This window comes from Halostagnicola bangensis (assembly GCF_054653435.1).
On record NZ_BAAIGG010000004.1, the window covers coordinates 182,719 to 198,460 of the forward strand.

12 protein-coding genes are annotated in these 15,742 nt (G+C 59.8%); 4 read left to right on the forward strand and 8 right to left on the reverse strand.

Going from position 1 to position 15,742, the window contains the following annotated elements; translation table 11 throughout:
• Nucleotides 1–86: 86 nt before the first annotated feature.
• From ACYQ14_RS20685 to ACYQ14_RS20710, 6 genes are all read right to left on the reverse strand, one after another.
• A complete protein-coding gene (locus ACYQ14_RS20685; RefSeq protein WP_459891037.1) occupies nucleotides 87–2,333 on the reverse strand; it encodes an alpha-L-arabinofuranosidase C-terminal domain-containing protein in 2,247 nt (748 codons plus the stop codon).
• Between the two features lie 103 nt (nucleotides 2,334–2,436).
• Nucleotides 2,437–2,865, reverse strand: coding sequence for a universal stress protein (locus tag ACYQ14_RS20690; RefSeq protein WP_459891039.1), 429 nt, complete (start codon nucleotides 2,863–2,865; stop codon nucleotides 2,437–2,439).
• A gap of 92 nt (nucleotides 2,866–2,957) precedes the next feature.
• On the reverse strand, nucleotides 2,958–4,337 hold the full coding sequence (locus ACYQ14_RS20695) for a GntP family permease (protein ID WP_459891041.1): 1,380 nt from the start codon (nucleotides 4,335–4,337) through the stop codon (nucleotides 2,958–2,960).
• Nucleotides 4,338–4,483: 146 nt separating this feature from the next.
• Nucleotides 4,484–5,527: a zinc-dependent alcohol dehydrogenase gene (locus ACYQ14_RS20700; RefSeq protein ID WP_459891043.1), complete on the reverse strand. Its 1,044-nt coding sequence runs from the start codon at nucleotides 5,525–5,527 to the stop codon at nucleotides 4,484–4,486.
• A 75-nt stretch (nucleotides 5,528–5,602) separates the two neighbouring features.
• Entirely contained in the window at nucleotides 5,603–6,682 is a 1,080-nt protein-coding gene (gfo6, locus tag ACYQ14_RS20705; protein ID WP_459891045.1) for a D-xylose 1-dehydrogenase Gfo6, read from the reverse strand.
• 957 nt (nucleotides 6,683–7,639) lie between these two features.
• Entirely contained in the window at nucleotides 7,640–8,875 is a 1,236-nt protein-coding gene (locus tag ACYQ14_RS20710; protein WP_459891047.1) for a mandelate racemase/muconate lactonizing enzyme family protein, read from the reverse strand.
• A gap of 130 nt (nucleotides 8,876–9,005) precedes the next feature.
• On the opposite strand from ACYQ14_RS20710, the gene ACYQ14_RS20715 reads away from it, so the two are divergent.
• Entirely contained in the window at nucleotides 9,006–9,659 is a 654-nt protein-coding gene (locus ACYQ14_RS20715; protein ID WP_459891049.1) for a ThuA domain-containing protein, read from the forward strand.
• Between the two features lie 45 nt (nucleotides 9,660–9,704).
• Here the strand turns inward: ACYQ14_RS20715 and xacF are convergent, their stop codons facing one another.
• Nucleotides 9,705–11,153, reverse strand: a complete 1,449-nt coding sequence (gene xacF / locus ACYQ14_RS20720) for a 2,5-dioxovalerate dehydrogenase (RefSeq protein ID WP_459891051.1) — start codon at nucleotides 11,151–11,153, stop codon at nucleotides 9,705–9,707.
• A gap of 130 nt (nucleotides 11,154–11,283) precedes the next feature.
• On the opposite strand from xacF, the gene ACYQ14_RS20725 reads away from it, so the two are divergent.
• Together ACYQ14_RS20725 and ACYQ14_RS20730 are read left to right on the forward strand one after the other, a co-directional pair.
• The gene (locus ACYQ14_RS20725; RefSeq protein ID WP_459891053.1) at nucleotides 11,284–12,156 is read left to right on the forward strand and encodes a fumarylacetoacetate hydrolase family protein; all 873 of its coding nucleotides are present in this window, start codon (nucleotides 11,284–11,286) and stop codon (nucleotides 12,154–12,156) included.
• 132 nt (nucleotides 12,157–12,288) lie between these two features.
• Nucleotides 12,289–13,050: an IclR family transcriptional regulator gene (locus ACYQ14_RS20730; RefSeq protein WP_459891055.1), complete on the forward strand. Its 762-nt coding sequence runs from the start codon at nucleotides 12,289–12,291 to the stop codon at nucleotides 13,048–13,050.
• Between the two features lie 150 nt (nucleotides 13,051–13,200).
• Here the strand turns inward: ACYQ14_RS20730 and ACYQ14_RS20735 are convergent, their stop codons facing one another.
• The gene (locus ACYQ14_RS20735; RefSeq protein WP_459891057.1) at nucleotides 13,201–14,703 is read right to left on the reverse strand and encodes an alpha-N-arabinofuranosidase; all 1,503 of its coding nucleotides are present in this window, start codon (nucleotides 14,701–14,703) and stop codon (nucleotides 13,201–13,203) included.
• 225 nt (nucleotides 14,704–14,928) lie between these two features.
• On the opposite strand from ACYQ14_RS20735, the gene ACYQ14_RS20740 reads away from it, so the two are divergent.
• Complete coding sequence (locus tag ACYQ14_RS20740) at nucleotides 14,929–15,702, forward strand: SDR family NAD(P)-dependent oxidoreductase (RefSeq protein WP_459891059.1); 774 nt, start codon at nucleotides 14,929–14,931, stop codon at nucleotides 15,700–15,702.
• The last annotated feature ends 40 nt before the right edge of the window (nucleotides 15,703–15,742 follow it).

The window sequence follows — 15,742 nt, forward strand, 5'->3', positions numbered from 1 at the left end:
TCCTTCATACCGTCTATCTCGAGTATAAGTCTTTCTCGACGGTCATACTAGAGAAACTCATTCGTCGAGCGGTGAACGCGCGCCTCTTAGTTTTTTGAGAACGTCACACGGACGATCGAAAATGGCGGAACGGAGACGGTCGTCGAGCGACCATCGACGGAAACGGAATTTTGGGATGGAACCACGGTTTCCGGCTCTTCGAACGTGTTTTCCGCGGCCATCGTCTCGCCGGCGAGCGTCGTGACCGTCGCCTCCGGGCCGGGATCGAATCCGTCCTCGAGTTCGATCGTGGCGTCAATCTCCCCGGCCGTCGCGTCGCGGTGGACCAATTCGACGACCAGTTCGTCGTCCGACCGGCTCGATACTGCGAGCGGATCGAGAACGGGAACCGCCGAGACGGTGGGGAGTTCCCCGAACAGGTCTTCAGTGTCGGTCGCGAACGCTGTCTCGGTATCGTAGGTATCACAGCTGAGTTCGACCGCAAGCGGCGTCGCGTCAAATAGCGACGACCCCATTCGATGATAGTAGTAACACGGATCCGCCCAGACGCGTTCGTGGTGCTTCCGAAGCCCGCCACCATGGTTTCCGGCACCCGAGTGAGTGAGCATGTCGACGGCACCTGAACGAACGCTCTCGTGGACGAACGTCGCGTCGTAGATGGCCTCGGAAACGGATTTGTTGGTCGGTAGTTCCGGCGACTCTTCTACGCCCTCCCACTGTTCCCGATCCGGGAACGTAAAAAGCTGTAATTCGGTGAGCGCGATCCGCGGGTCGTCGACGCCGGCCGCCCGCATGTCCTCGAGAACGTCGTCGTACTCGTCCATCACCTGATCGGCGAGCGCCATGTGAGCGTTGTGCAGTTCGGTTTGGTCGGTCTCCGGTCCGACGTGCGTTCCGACGAGGACGTGGTCAGTGAGCCAATCAACACGATCCGCGGCCGTCGACAGAACGGGATCGTTCCAGTCGGTCAGCCGGTTTCCACACGCCAGAACCTCGATATCGTCGTCCACATCGACCATCGCTTCGTGAAATCGTTCGAATCGGTCCGCGTAGCCGACGGGCGTCGTCCAGCTGACTTGCCACGGGCCGTACACCTCGTTTCCGACCTCCCAGTAGGTAACGTCGAAGGGCTCCGGATGGCCGTGTGCCGCGCGGAGCGCGCCCATGGCCGTCTCCGTGGAACCGTTGCAGTACTCGACCCATCGGGCGGCCTCCTCGGCGGACCCGTCCCCAGCATTGACGCAGATCATCGGCTCGCAGCCGATCCGTTCGCAGAACTCCAGAAACTCGACCGTTCCGAACAGGTTCGTCTCGAGGCCGTCCCATGCCGGATTTGGCTTCGTTGGTCGCTCCTCGGTCGGACCGACGCCATCTCGCCAGCGATAGCCCGAAACGAAGTTGCCGCCGGGCCACCGGAACACGGGTAACTCCGCGTCGCGGAGATACTCGACTATTTCCGGGTCGGCACTATCGACGTGATCGTCCGGATACAACAGCGCCGCGTCGAGTACGACGTTTGCCGGCGAATCGGTCGTCACGCTGAAGGCGAAAAGCGTGTCACGACCGGTCTCGATATCGTCCGGAACCCGGAGGTCGAAGTCGATACTATCCCACGAATTATCTACGGACACCGTGGTGTCGTCGAGGGCGCGCTTGAGTTCGCCCGTCGGCCCGACTTCGCGGAGCGAAACGGTGAGCGTCGTCGGCGATGCGGCTCGGGCCGTGATCGATCCTTCGAAATCGTGCGTGCGATGGGTCGGAAGATGACACCACTGGGCGATGCCGGCCGAATGCTCCAGCGACCGATCGTCCGCCGATTCGGAGCGGGGAGAGAGTTCCGTAGCCGATACCTCGAGGCGCTGAGCACGGTCGCCGGCGATTCCCACGTCCGGGCTCGTCGTGATGTCGACGCCGTCGGTCTCGTCGACCCCGTTGATCTCGTCGTCGCCGACCGGGAACCACCAGAGGGCGGTCGCGCTACGGTAGGCCTCGATGAGCCGGGCCGAGTCGGGATACTCTCGAGTATCGGCGTACGCCTCGATTCGTTCAGCTTTCGTCTCGGTGTCGTAGATGGCCGGTCGTCCGCCATCGACGGACGCGTGTTCGACCTGGAACTTCCAGTTTCCGAACGTCGGGTTGTGGAGGATTTGGGCGGTGAAGGAATTCTTCGCGTTCCGCGTCGAATAAAGGTGTTCACCGAACTTTCCGAACAGTTTCGGATCGATGGGTTCTGCGGAACGCTCCGTCGGATCGACCACGATCGTCGCCGTATCGTCGTGGTCGTCGTCGTCGCTGGCCGCCGGGTGGTGCGTTAACAACTGTCGACTCGTCATAGTTATGAATTTTCGCCGAGGGTAATAAGTTCATTCCTCCCGGAACGATCGAAGAACGTTGCTCCACGAGGGGAAATCCCACGGGAGACTCGACCGCCGACCGCTAGGGCTCGTCCAGGATTGTAACGACCGGTCGATCAGCGTCCAACAGTACCGATTGGGTGACGCTCCCGAACAACGCCTTTCCGACGGGGGAACGAGACCGACCGCCGATGACGAGGTAATTCGCACCAACCTCGTCAGCGTAGCCGAGAATTTCCTCGGCGGGATCGCCTACTCGACCGACAGGTTCGTAGTCGTCGGTGACGCCCGAGGAGACATCGGCGATGACTTCCTCGGCGAGTTCCTGCGCTTGCTCTGCGGACAGGGATTCGACCTCGTTCATGTACTGGTTGACGAGGTAGGCGTGGTCGCCCGCCTCGTAGACGAGGACAACCTCGAGCGGTTCGTCGAACCGTTCGGCGAGCGTGCTCCCTTCGGAAAGGACGCTATCCGAGCCGTCCTCCCCGTCGATCGCTGCGACGATTGTCATACGCAGACGATTTCACGTCGACCCGTAAATAGATTTGCGCCTGAAGAGGACCGTCGGAGACGGGAAGGATGGAAACGAGAGACAAACGGATACTAGGTCAGCGGGAAGAGCGACGAGAGAACCATCACGACGGCGAACCCAGTAATTGAGACGATTGTGGTGAGCGCGGTCCAGATTTTGAACGTCTCCTCCTGGGTCAATCCGCCGATTTCTTTGACGATCCAGAATCCGCTGTCGTTGTACCAGGAGAAAATCGTTCCACCTGCCCCGATGATCATGACGAGGTAAACGGGGTGGACCGACAGGTCACCGACAAGCGGAGCCATAATGCCTGCAGTCGTGAGGAGGGCGACCGTGGCCGACCCCTGGGCAATACGGATCGTCGCGGCGATAACGAATCCGGCGACCAATAGCGGAATGCCGATACCTTCCAACGTGGTCGCGATGTAGTCACCGATTCCAGACAGCGCGAGCATCCCGCCGAAGGCACCACCGGCGGCGGTGATCGCAGCAATGTGTCCGCCGCTCTGAAGCGATTCGACTAGTTCGTCGGACCACACCTCTCGGCTGAGCGATTCCATCCGGTAATAGGTGATCGCCGCGGCGAGGGCGGCGGCGGTCAACGCGATGTTCGCATCCCCGACGAAGCTAGATGCCACGTCCGCAGCGCCACCTTCGACGAGGAATCCGGCTTCGATCAACGTGTCCACCGTCGTGTTCGAGGCGATCAAAAACACTGCCAGCAAAATTGGAAGCATTGCTTCGACCATCCCCGGTAATTTGGCTGTCGGACGGTCGGCCAACTCCTCGACGCGTTCGACCGACGAACCCATCGTCTCTCGAAGCGGAATCTCCATCTTGCGGTTGATCCACTTTCCGTACAGGACACCAGAGACGAATACCGTGGGAAGAGCAACGACGAGACCCACCAATATCGTCGCGCCGACATCGACGCCGAGCTCGAGCGCCACTGCGAGCGGTCCGGGCGTCGGCGGGATAAAGCCGTGTGCAGTTACTCCGGCCGCGCCGACGATAGTGATGAACAGGGCGTAATCTCGGCCCGTTCGTGCACGCATCGAACGGGCCAACGGCGCTAGCAAAAAGAACACGTTGTCGAAGAAGACGGGGATAGCGAGTACGCCGCTCGAGCCACCCAATGCGAGATATGAGTTCCCCTCGCTCGTAAACGATTGGAACCAACGAACGATTCGTTCTGCGGCACCGCTTTCCATCATCGTTTTCCCGATTATGGCAGCCATGAGAATCGGAATACCGATACTGATCATCGTCTCACCGAAGCCGGTTGCTGTCTCCTCAGGAACCTGGCTCAACGGCACTTCGGCCGTCGCCGCACCGACGACAATCGTCGCAATTACCAGCCCGATGAAAGCGGGGACGCGCAACCAGACCAGCAACGCGACGACCACGATCAGTCCGATTCCAAAGACCACGAGTGGGTTTTCGAATGCCATACACACACATTCAGAGGCACTATAAAATAATCTTTGGTGATTATTTCCACATATTACCGAAGCCGAGGAGTCAATCGCCACTATCCGTTGCTCGACAAAAAAGAGAATTTGCTGAACGATCAATAGAGTCCAGAGACCGTCGGAACTTACTCTCGAAGGACACTCACGTCGAAGACTGGCTTACAGGTGTCACCCGCCAAAAACGCCTCGAACGCCTCGTCGGCCTCGAGAAGCGAATACCGATCATCGAGGAACGTCTCGAGGTCGACATCGCCGGATTCGATGAGTCTGAGCGATCGTTCGAAGTCCTCCCACGTCGAGGCGTAGGAACACTGAAGATCGATTTCGGCTCTGACCAGCGGCGAGTACGCCATCGTGGTTTCACCGGTCTGGCCGATCATCACGATCTGGCCGCCCTTCCGGACCTCGTCGACGGACATCGTCAGCCCGGAGGGATGTCCGGTCGTGTCGAAGACGACGTCGTAGCCGGCTCCATCGGTCAGTTCGTTACGAATACCCTCGAGGTCGTCTTCTTCGACGTTGAGCGTCGGGAATCCGAGTTCTTCGGCGAGGGGAAGGCGGTAGTTCGTGTCGCTTGCGACCCCCGCGACGACGACGTCACCGCCCTGGGAGTCCGCGATCTGTGCAGTCAGGAGCCCAATCGGACCGGGTCCGGCAACGAGGACGCGGTCGCCGGCGCCGACTCGAGAGTTCTGGATGACGGCTCGAGCACCGATGCTGGTCGGCTCGACGAGCGCGGCGTGTCGCGGATCGACCCCGTCCTGAACGTGCTGGAGGGCGGTTTCCGGAACGGCGATGTAGCCAGCGTACGCGCCGTCGTGATCGACGCCGGTGATCACCGCGTCCTGACAGACGTTTTCCTCTCCGAGCTTACACTGATAGCACTCTCCACAACCCCTGATAGGGCGCTCGACGACTCGATCGCCGATCTGGAACTCGGTTACGTCCTCGCCGGCCTCAACGACGGTCCCGGTGTACTCGTGCCCGATGACGGTCGGAAGCGCCATTCGTTCGAAGGCGGACTTGAACTTGTAGATTCCCGCATCGCTGCCACAGAGACCCGCGTAGTCGACTTCTATCAGCGCTTCTCCCGGACCCGGATCGGGGCGCTGTCGATCGACGAGTTCCATCTGCCCGTACTCTCGGCTCGTTTTCGCAAGTGCGCGCATACTGTCGACTGCTCGGTCGAGTGGTATAATTCTATTGGACCGTCTCGACGTTGGGAACGGATCGCGTTCGTGGAGCTATTCGAGATCGACGCGTTCGTCGCGTTCGGCCGCCTCGTGGATCGCTCGAATCGTTCGCATGTCCTCGAGCCCGTGACGGCCGTCCGGAAGGATCGGTTCGCCGCCGAGCACTCGATCGGCGAAGTAGTCGAACTCCTCGCGCATCTCCTCGACCGCGCCATAATCGACGTCCTCGAATTCGGCACGGAGGCTTCCCGAGGAGAGGTGAAGCGTCGCCTCGCCGTGGAACGCGGGGGCGAGTTCGATCGTTCCCTCGGTGCCGATTATTTTGAGTTGCGTATCCGTCTGGGCGTGTTGACTGGTCGTACAGACGACCGGCAGATCGCCCTCGAGAGTCAGCGTAAACGTCGCGTTCTGGTCGGGAACGTCGCTAAAGGCGTCCGCGGACGAGGACATTTGAGCGCTGACGGCGACCGGATCCCGCTCGAGGAGGAATCGAGCGGTATTGATCGGATAGATGCCGAGATCCATCACGGAGGTCCCGTATCCGGTAACGTCGGAATCGAGCCGCCACTGATCGGGGTCGGGATTCATCTCGAGGATCGGTTGGGTGTTGTTTCCGTAGACGTGTGTCGGTTCCCCGATAAAGCCGTCGTCGATCAACTCCTTGGCTCGGCGAACCGCCGGTTCGGTGTGCATCCGGTAGGCAGTCATCAGCGGAATGTCGGCCGCTTCAGCCGCCTCGACGAGTCGTTCGGCGCGCTCGACGCTGGCCTCGAGTGGTTTCTCACAGAGCACCGCCTTCCCCAGTTCGGCGGCGGTTTCGACGTACTCGAGGTGATAGGCGTTCGGCGTGCCGACGTAGATCGCGTCGTAGGACTCGACAGCCGCGCCGGCGTGGAAATCGGTGTACGTGAGACCACGTTCGACATCGTTTTCGTCAGCCAGGCGGTCAGCTTTCTCCTGAGTCGAACTAACGAGGACGGACGCCTCGCAGTGTGAGGTCTGTTCGATCGCGGGGATAACGACATCGACTGTCCACCAGCCGAGACCGACGAGAGCGAAGCGAACTGTGCCGTCTGCCCCCGTTTCCCAGTCGCGTTCTTCGAACCGGCCGAGCACGGAATGTGTTTCCATAGGTGAGCGTTTCGCTCGAGGGGAATAAAATCGTTCGGTGTGCTCGGGGCGGCTGCCTCGAAGCGTTTTGTGGGTCTCGTTCGTCAGTGTCCCGCTACACAGCAGGCTATGGACGCCGAGTCGGAAAACCGACGGGCGGCAGACACCACAACGAGGACGGACGTGATCCAGATACGTTTGTGCGATCTCTTCCCGTCCGTCCACGAAAATGACGTTATCTATGAGAGAGGTCCTGTTCCCATATAAAAAAACGCTCTTCCGAAACAGGCAAATGGTAGCGGTAACCCGATATCGACAGGGGATCCGAAGTAGAACACTGGTGAATGACGGACAATATTTACACTCGTATTGTTGTATACTCGGGATATCCTCGGCCGAGACACGCCCGGAAAGTGTGTTTGTTCCATCAATATTCTATCGGAGCATTCAGTATAAAATCGGCACACACAAGCGGAGTACCGGATCAGCAGACCGATTTATACGGTACCCGGGAAATCGATTGCTAACCAGTAGTCACCCACCTCCGTTCCCGATTACAAACCGATCGTTCATATATGGAGAACGGAGTTCTCGATAGAGCCGTAACCGACGAAGGTCCCAAGGACGATATCGGATCGTTCACCACCGACAGATTCGCTTCGTGGCGTCACACACCGCCAATCGATGCATTCCGCGATCTCGGCTACCCTCGACATCGCCCGGATTCGGTGAAAAAGCGTCCGCGACGCTCGCCTCGAGTTGACGCAACTATCTCATCGACTATCACAAAAACGAAGGACCGCAAGTCCGACAGTTTAGGCCTCGTCGTTCACGTTTCGTCGAACAACGCCGGAGCCAGCTCCGCGAGCACGACGCGGCTTACGCCTCGTCAAACAACGCAAATCAAAGATTTGCGACCACGACGAAGCTATGCTTCGTCGAACAACGCTGAGTGAAACTCAGCGAGCACGACGCGGCTTATGCCGCGTCGAACAATGTCTCACCATCAACCATATGCTCGGAGACGGCGTCAAGGTCCAGGGTCAACCCGAGACCGGGCTTTTCCGGAATTTCCATCCGACCGTTCTCGATCAATCCGTCCTCTTCGACGAGGTCCTCCCACCAGCCGAGCTGATAGGAGTGATACTCGAGCGCAAGCGAGTTCGGAATCGCCGTCGCGACCTGCGCCGAGGCCATCGTCCCGATCGGCGAGGAAACGTTGTGCATCGCGACTGGGACGTAGTAGAGGTCCGCGAGGTCGGCCACCTTTCTGGTCTCGCGCATTCCGCCGACGCGTGGAAGGTCTGGCGCGATAATATCGACCGACTGCTCTTCAAGAAGCTGTCGTTGGCCGTGTGTTCGGTAGACGTTCTCGCCGACGGTGATCGGCGTGGTCGTCGACTGCGTGACTTCCCGTTGAACGTCGTGATTTTCCGGCGGGACCGGATCTTCGAGCCACCAGACGTCGTAGGGCTCGAGCTCGCGGGCGAGCCGTTTGGCCGAGCCCGCAGAAAAGGACCAGTGACAGTCGAAGGCAACGTCGGCGCGGTCGCCGACGCGCTCGGTGACTTCGCGAACGATCTCGACCTTGTGATCGATTTCGGGGCCACGGAGATGGCGGTTCGCCCGGTCTTTTTCGTGTCCCGAGGGCACGTCGAGATCGAACTTGATCGCGTCGTAACCCAGTTCCTCGACGACGCGTTCACCCTCGTCGGCGCAGGCGATCGGGTCGGCTTCGTCTTCGGTGTGTAGATCACAGTAGACCCGAACCTCGTCACGATACTTGCCCCCAACCAGCTGGTAGGCGGGCACATCGAGGATTTTGCCGGCGACATCGTGAAGCGCGATTTCGATTCCGGAAATCGCCGAAATGACTTTCCCGGAAATCGAGCCCTCGCCGGACATCTTCTGGATGAGGTGTTCGTACAGTCGATCAATGTCGAGCGGGTTTTCGCCGATCAGGAACGGCGTCATTCGTTCGATGATCGCATCATCACCGCCGCCCCAGTAAGATTCGCCCGTTCCGACGAGTCCGGCGTCGGTGTAGACGCGAACGAGAATCCAGGGGTAGTTCCCGTCGACCATCGTCGTCTGGACATCCGTGATTTCGACATCCCGCGGACCGCGGTCGGCGGTCAACTCCATCGTCTCGGATGAGAGGTCGCGCATGGTATACTCTGCGTTCGGATCGCGTAGCGTCCGGTAGTTCGGCATACAACTGCGTTTTACTCCTCATGGTATATCACGTTTGGCATGTCGGTGAGTCACAGAACCGATAGCACCGCCTCGAGTGCGACGACGAGGGCGGTAAATTTTAGCTTCCGGGCGTCATCGTCACCGATAGATGTCAAACCTGAAGGCCGTGATCCTCGGCGGGAACCGCTTTCCGTTCCACCGAATCGACCGACTTGGACCGCCACTCAAACGATTCCTAGAAGCTCGTGGAATCGAAGTTACCGTCACGACCGATCGCGAAACACTCGTTACAGATCGAATTCGGGATTACGACGTCCTCGTGGACTATACTACGGACAGTACGTGTAGTGACCCCCAGCGATCCGGCCTGTGTTCGTTCGTTGAGGGCGGCGGCGGGTACGTCGGTATCCACGGCGCGGCGGATCTGACGACGACGGTGGAGGAGAATCGCGACGAACCCGTTCCTGAACTCCGCTCCCTGCTCGGCGGGCACTTCCTCACGCACCCAGAACAGACGGCGTTCGACGTGACCGTCGTCGATACTCACCACCCCATCACGGCCGACCTGAACGGGTTTTCAGTCTGGGACGAGCCGTACGTCCTCGAGTACGACGACGACGTGCGAGTGCTCGCACGCATGGATCATCCGGAGAACGGAGACATGCCGGTCGCATGGGTGAAACCTCACGGCGACGGTCGCGTGTTCTACTGCTCGCTCGGACACGACCTCCCGGCGATCAGAAACGAGGGGGTGCGTTCGCTGCTCGAGCGAGGAATACGCTGGGCGGGTGACGAATACTAACGCCGATTCGGTCCTCAAATAACGCAAAAATTGTCGGATCGGTCCTTAGAAGGTATCGTAGACCGTCTTCTCGATCGTATAGAAGTCGATGCCGGCGTCACCCTGTTCGCGCCAGGTTTCGCTCGAGGAGCGTTTGAACCCGCCGAAGGGAACGTGGAGTTCGAGACCGGTCGTCTTCGCGTTGATCTTGGCGACGCCAGCCTCGACTTCTCGGACGAATCGCTCGGCTTCAGTATGGTCGTCGGTAACGATACTCGCCGACAGGCCGTACTGCACGTCGTTCGCCGTTTCGAGACCCTCCTCGTAGTCCTCGACTTCGATTACCGCGAGGACGGGACCGAACACCTCCTCCTGGGCGATTCGGTACTCGTTGTCGACATCAGAGAAGACGGTCGGTTCGACGTAGTAGCCGTCTTCGAATCGCTCGCCTTCGGGCCGGCCGCCGCCGGTCTCGAGGGTTGCACCCTCCTGTTGTGCGACATCGATGTAGTCGAGGGTTCCCTCGAGTTCGCTTTCGGTGACCTGCGGCCCCATATCGTACTCGTCGCCGGGGCCGATTTCGATCGACTCCGCCCGATCGACCACGGCGTCGACGAACTCGTCGTAGACGTCGGTGTGGACGATCGCACGGGAGCAGGCCGTACAGGCCTGCCCGGTGACGCCGAACGCACCGTTGGCGACGATATCGGCGGCTTCCTCGACGTCCGCGCTGTCGGAGACGACCGTCGGATTCTTCCCGCCGAGTTCCGTCTGGACGCGCTTGCCGTCGTCGGTCGCCTTGTCGTAGACCATGTGGCCGACTTCGCCGGAGCCGGTAAAGGAGACTCCATCGACATCCTCGTGCGTGATAATCGCATCTCCAACCGTGCTTCCGGGACCGGTGACGACGTTTGCGACGCCGTCTGGGATGCCGGCCTCGTCGAGGGCCTTGAACAACTCGAGCGCGACGCCGGGCGCGACGGAGGCGGGGTTGAGCACGACGGTGTTTCCGGTCGCCAGCGCCGGTGCGAGTTTCCAGGCCGGGATAGCGATGGGGTAGTTCCACGGCGTGATCAGTGCGGTGACGCCGACTGGTTCGTTGACCGTGTAGAGGTTCGTCCGCGGTCCACTCGCGGATTTAACCGAGCCGCCGAGATCTCGAGTCTTCTCGGCATAATAATAGAAGATATCGATGGCGCGCTGGACTTCGCCGCCGGCTTCGGCGTGGGTCTTGCCCTCTTCGCGGGTGAGCAGTTCGGTGAGTTCGTCCTTCCGATCGGCGAGGATCGAGCCCGCCTCTCGAAGGATTGCGCCTCGCTCGGGCGCGGGCGTGTTCGCCCACTCGGACTGGGCGTCGCTGGCCGCTTCGACCGCCGAATCCGCGTCGTCAGCTGACGCCTGTTGATACGTCGCGACGACTTCTTCGGGAGCTGCCGGATCGGTGGTTTCGAACGTCTCGCTCGTTTCTGCGTCGGTCCACGCACCGTTTACGTAATTTTGGTAGTTTGCGGTCACGAGAACTCCTATGTGATGCTCGTATACGGATCTTATGATTCTTACAGGATTCTCCGGCTCGCGAGAATCTGAAAAATAGCAAACGAGCACCAGACCTATTACGGATGCGAATAAACCTACTGGTACTCACATGCGTTATTATCAGCTTCGCGAGGAAGGAGACCCCCGCCTCGCGGTCGAAGCGGCCGGATCGGTGTACGACCTCACCGCAGCGAAATCGCGATTACAGACGTTCGACGACCTGCTCAATGCGGCTGACATCGCGAATCGGTCGATCGACGCGCTCGTCAACCAACTCATCGAAGAAGCCGACGTCCGCCAGATCGAATCGGTGAACGACCGGCCAATAGAATCCCCTCTCTCGTCGGGTGAGGTCTGGGCTGCCGGCGTCACCTACCAAATCAGCGAGAAAGCGCGAAAAGCAGAGAGTTCGATGCCGGACATGTATCTCGAGGTGTACGAGAGTGACCGTCCGGAGGTGTTTTTCAAGGCGACACCCAACCGAACCGTCGGGCCGGACGAGACAGTCGGTATCCGTGCAGACTCGGACTGGGACGTTCCGGAACCCGAACTCGGCGTCGTCCTCTCCCAAGACGAAATCGTCGGGTACACGATCGGCAACGATATGAGCAGTCGATCGATCGAAGGAGAAAACCCGCTGTACCTTCCGCAGGCGAAAGTCTACGATCGGTGTTGTTCGATCGGCCCCTGCATCATATCGGCCGACGCCATCGACGACCCCCACGACCTCGAGATGTGGATGCGGATCTCTCGCGACGGCGAAATTCGTTACGATGAATCGACGAACACGTCGAAGATGGTCCGTTCGGTCGAGGAATTGACCGAGTACTACGTTAAACACAACGCCGTTTCCGACGTCTCGGTACTGTTGACCGGAACGTCTCTCGTCCCGGGCGAGGAGTTTACGCTCCGGGAAGGGGACGTGGTCGAAATCGGTATCGAAGAGATCGGTACACTCACGAACACCGTTGTCGAAGTCTGAACGATCGATCGGGGCCGGTTCCAATATCGTACTTGAGACCAGTTTCTCATGCGGGAGTTGCGGCTAAGTGATGGAGAACAACGTTTACTGTGACAGAACCATTTATATATCCGTTGTGTCTACTAGGCGAATATGGCTGAACCGAATCATCCAGTTCGTACGGTCGGCCGGACCTTCGAGATCCTTGAGGTAATTCAGGAGCTCGACGGCGCCGGGGTTTCCGAGATCGCTGATCGCGTCGATATCGGCAAAAGTGGCGTTCACAACCATCTCACGACGTTGACGAACTGCGAGTACGTCGACAAGGAAGACGACGAATACCACATCGGGCTGGCGTTTCTCGGTCTCGGAGCGTACGCCAGAAATCGAACACCGATCTACGACACCGCACAGGCCCAGGCCGATGAACTCGCGGAAGAGACGGGTGAACTGGTAAACCTACTCGTCGAAAAAAACGGCAAAGGGATCTATCTCTACCAGGCCAAAGGCGACAACGCGGTCGAGCTCGACACGCACGAAGGCAAGCGAGTCAGGTTGCACTGCACCGGCCTCGGAAAAGCGATCCTCGGGTTTCGACCGGAAGCGGAGGTAGAACAAATCCTCACAGAGCACGGCCTCCCGGAAGCAACATCTCACACGATCACCGATCGAGACAAGCTCCTGAGCGAACTCGAGGAGGTTCGCGAGCAGCGATACGCGATCGATCGCGAGGAACGACTCAACGGATTGCGCTGTATCGCCGCCCCGATCACCGACGACGAGGATCGGAGTATCGCGGCCATCAGCGTCTCCTGTCCGGTCCACCGCGTCGGCGATGAACGGTTCTACGAGGACCTGCCGGAATCCGTCCTCGCCGCGGCGAACGTCATCGAACTCGAGTACAACTATTCCTAATTCGGGCGGTTCAACCATCGAGCGACCGGTCGAACCGGACGAAACTGTCGATCAGGTGCGAACGAACGTCGCGACACACGGACGGGTCACAAAAAACGAAAACCGTTCTCGAAAGAACGAGTAGTGTGGAATAGCGAACGAGTGTTCTAATTATCGGATCGAGATCGCTGCGACCGTCGACGGTGGCAGCTCGGTCGTGAGGGTGCCGTCACCATCGACCGAAACGGCGAGGTCTTCGGGACCGAACTCGTCGGCGTTGTTCGCCGTGACCTCCATATCTGGCTCCTGACCGGCAAACAAAACGGTTCCGGTAACGTCCGCTTCGCTTGGCGTAGGGCCCTCGAGTCCGATTTCGACGGCGTGAGAATCACGGCAGTCGAGGTTCGTGAGCGTGACGTAGGTTTCGTCCGCACTGACCGACGCCGAGGAACCGACCAGCGGCAGTTCGCGGTCGTCGTCGAGTTCTCGGGCGGGCGTCGTTACGGACGTCTGGACGGCTTCGTTGCCCTTGTGCGGGGCGTAGAGGTCGAACACGTGGTAGGTCGGTCGTGCCCAGGCGTCGTCTTCATCCGTTTCGACGAGACACTGGAGCACGTTGACGGTCTGGGCGATGTTCGTCATCGTCACCACGTCGCTGTTGTCATTGAAGATGTCGAGGACGGCCCCGGCGGAAAGTGCGTCGAGAACGGTTCCAGGCTGTTCGAGCCCGTTGTCGGCCGTCGCTTCGGGATGCCAGGACCCCCATTCATCGATGATGACGCCGATATCGCGGGTCGTCGCGACCGCGTTGATCGCCGCGGCGATTCGGTCGATGTGTTGTTCGGTCTCGAGTGCGTCCGCGAGGAACGTATCGTACTGGTCCTCGTCAGCCTCCGAGACGGTCATCGTCTGCCCGTAATAGTGATGAAGCGTCAGATGATCGAGCGGGAACTCCGTCCCCCACGGTGCACCCGCGACTTCCTCCATGAAGCGGCGGTTCCACTCGTGGCCTTCGAAGCCACAGGCGATGAGTTCGAGGTCCTCTTCAACCAGCAAGTTGTCCATGGTTCCGACATATGTCGCGTACCGGCGGTACTCTCGAGCGTACTGCTCGGGGGTCATGCGACCGCCACAGCCCCAGTTTTCGTTCCCGAGCCCCCAGTATTTGACGCCGTAGGATTCTTCGCGGCCGTTCTCGCGACGGCGGTCGGCCAGTTCGGTATCGCCCTCGTAGTTGCAGTACTCGACCCAGTTTGCGGCTTCCTGCGGGTCGCCGGAGCCGACGTTCGCCGCGAGGTAGGGCTCCGTTCCGATTCGTTCACACAGTTCCAGAAACTCATCGCTGCCGAAGGCGTTCGACTCCTCGGGAATCTCCTCGGGGCCCTGCGCCCAGAAGAGGTTTCGTCGGCGCGGCCGGTCCTCCTGTGGGCCGATTCCATCCTCCCAGTGGTAATCGTCCGCGAAACAGCCGCCCGGCCACCGGAGCACGGGAAGCTCGAGATCGTTCAGGAGAGAAAGTGTATCCTCGCGAAATCCGTCCTGATCCGCGCTGTCGGCATGCCAGATACCGCCGTATATACAGCGTCCGAGGTGTTCGGCGAAGTGGCCGTGAACCTCGGGCGCGATGCGATCGATAGTCGCCTCCGTATGAACTGCTACTCGTGCGTCAGTCATGCACTAATTTGATATTTTCGGAGAACGATATAAATACTTCGAATTATATCAATTGCCAGACCAGATTTGGGTGTGAACGATTGGTCATCGCCGCCGACGCGGCGTGTTCGGTTGCACGGCTGAGACGCTCCGAAAGACGGAAATCATCCAAGGGACAGGGTGAGAAAGGCGTTGGTCGATCCATCGATGGAAACGTTGATAATACAGGATAGGGTTGTCCTGTATATGCAGGAGTATTCACACGCACCCGTTTCAGTCGCGGACAAGCGTGCGATCGTTATCGGTGGGACGAGCGGACTCGGACAGGCAATCGCCGTCGGGTTTGCGGCCGACGGTGCGGACGTCATCGCGACGAGTCGCGGCCAAGCGGCTGTCGAGGACACTGCCGCACTTCTCGAGGACCGCGGCGCAATCACCGCTCGGGTCACGTGTGACGTCACCGACCGCGAGTCGCTCGAGAACGTTCGCGACGTTGCCGAGAAAACCCTGGGAGGAATCGATATTGTGATCGCCTCGCAGGGAGCGATTTCGAGAGAGACCGTCACCGGAATCGAGGACGACGACTGGGAGTTCGTCACGGACGTGGCCCTCGACGGCGTCCGGCGCGTAACGCAGGTGTTTGCCCCCGCAATGGACGACGGCGGGTCCATCATCAACATCTCCTCGCTCGCAGCGCGTCTCTCGATGGAAAACCTGCCGGCGTACTCGGCCGCCAAAGGCGGTGTGGAGGCGTTCACTCGAGCCTCGGCCAAGGAGCTGTCGCCACAAATTCGAGTCAACGCGATCGCGCCGGGATTCTTCATCACCCCACAGAACGCGGATACCTACGCGGAAGGAACGGAAAAACGCGGGCGAATCGACGAGCGAACGCCGCTCGGACGGGTCGGTGAACGCGAAGAACTGATCGGGGCGGCGATCTACCTCTCGAGCGATGCCGCCTCGTTCGTCACCGGCGAGGTGCTCACCGTCGACGGCGGATTCGCGGATAGTGCGTTCTGACACTGAGATTACGATCTCACGCGACCGCCGTTTACGGTTG

Excerpts from the sequence above, each read along its gene's own strand:
- ACYQ14_RS20715 (WP_459891049.1), top strand. The coding sequence starts at position 9,006 with ATGTCAAACCTGAAGGCCGTGATCCTCGGCGGGAACCGCTTTCCGTTC.
- ACYQ14_RS20695 (WP_459891041.1), bottom strand. The coding sequence starts at position 4,337 with ATGGCATTCGAAAACCCACTCGTGGTCTTTGGAATCGGACTGATCGTG.
- ACYQ14_RS20740 (WP_459891059.1), top strand. The coding sequence starts at position 14,929 with ATGCAGGAGTATTCACACGCACCCGTTTCAGTCGCGGACAAGCGTGCG.
- ACYQ14_RS20725 (WP_459891053.1), top strand. The coding sequence starts at position 11,284 with ATGCGTTATTATCAGCTTCGCGAGGAAGGAGACCCCCGCCTCGCGGTC.
- ACYQ14_RS20685 (WP_459891037.1), bottom strand. The coding sequence starts at position 2,333 with ATGACGAGTCGACAGTTGTTAACGCACCACCCGGCGGCCAGCGACGAC.
- ACYQ14_RS20690 (WP_459891039.1), bottom strand. The coding sequence starts at position 2,865 with ATGACAATCGTCGCAGCGATCGACGGGGAGGACGGCTCGGATAGCGTC.
- ACYQ14_RS20710 (WP_459891047.1), bottom strand. The coding sequence starts at position 8,875 with ATGCCGAACTACCGGACGCTACGCGATCCGAACGCAGAGTATACCATG.
- ACYQ14_RS20700 (WP_459891043.1), bottom strand. The coding sequence starts at position 5,527 with ATGCGCGCACTTGCGAAAACGAGCCGAGAGTACGGGCAGATGGAACTC.
- gfo6 (WP_459891045.1), bottom strand. The coding sequence starts at position 6,682 with ATGGAAACACATTCCGTGCTCGGCCGGTTCGAAGAACGCGACTGGGAA.
- ACYQ14_RS20735 (WP_459891057.1), bottom strand. The coding sequence starts at position 14,703 with ATGACTGACGCACGAGTAGCAGTTCATACGGAGGCGACTATCGATCGC.
- ACYQ14_RS20730 (WP_459891055.1), top strand. The coding sequence starts at position 12,289 with ATGGCTGAACCGAATCATCCAGTTCGTACGGTCGGCCGGACCTTCGAG.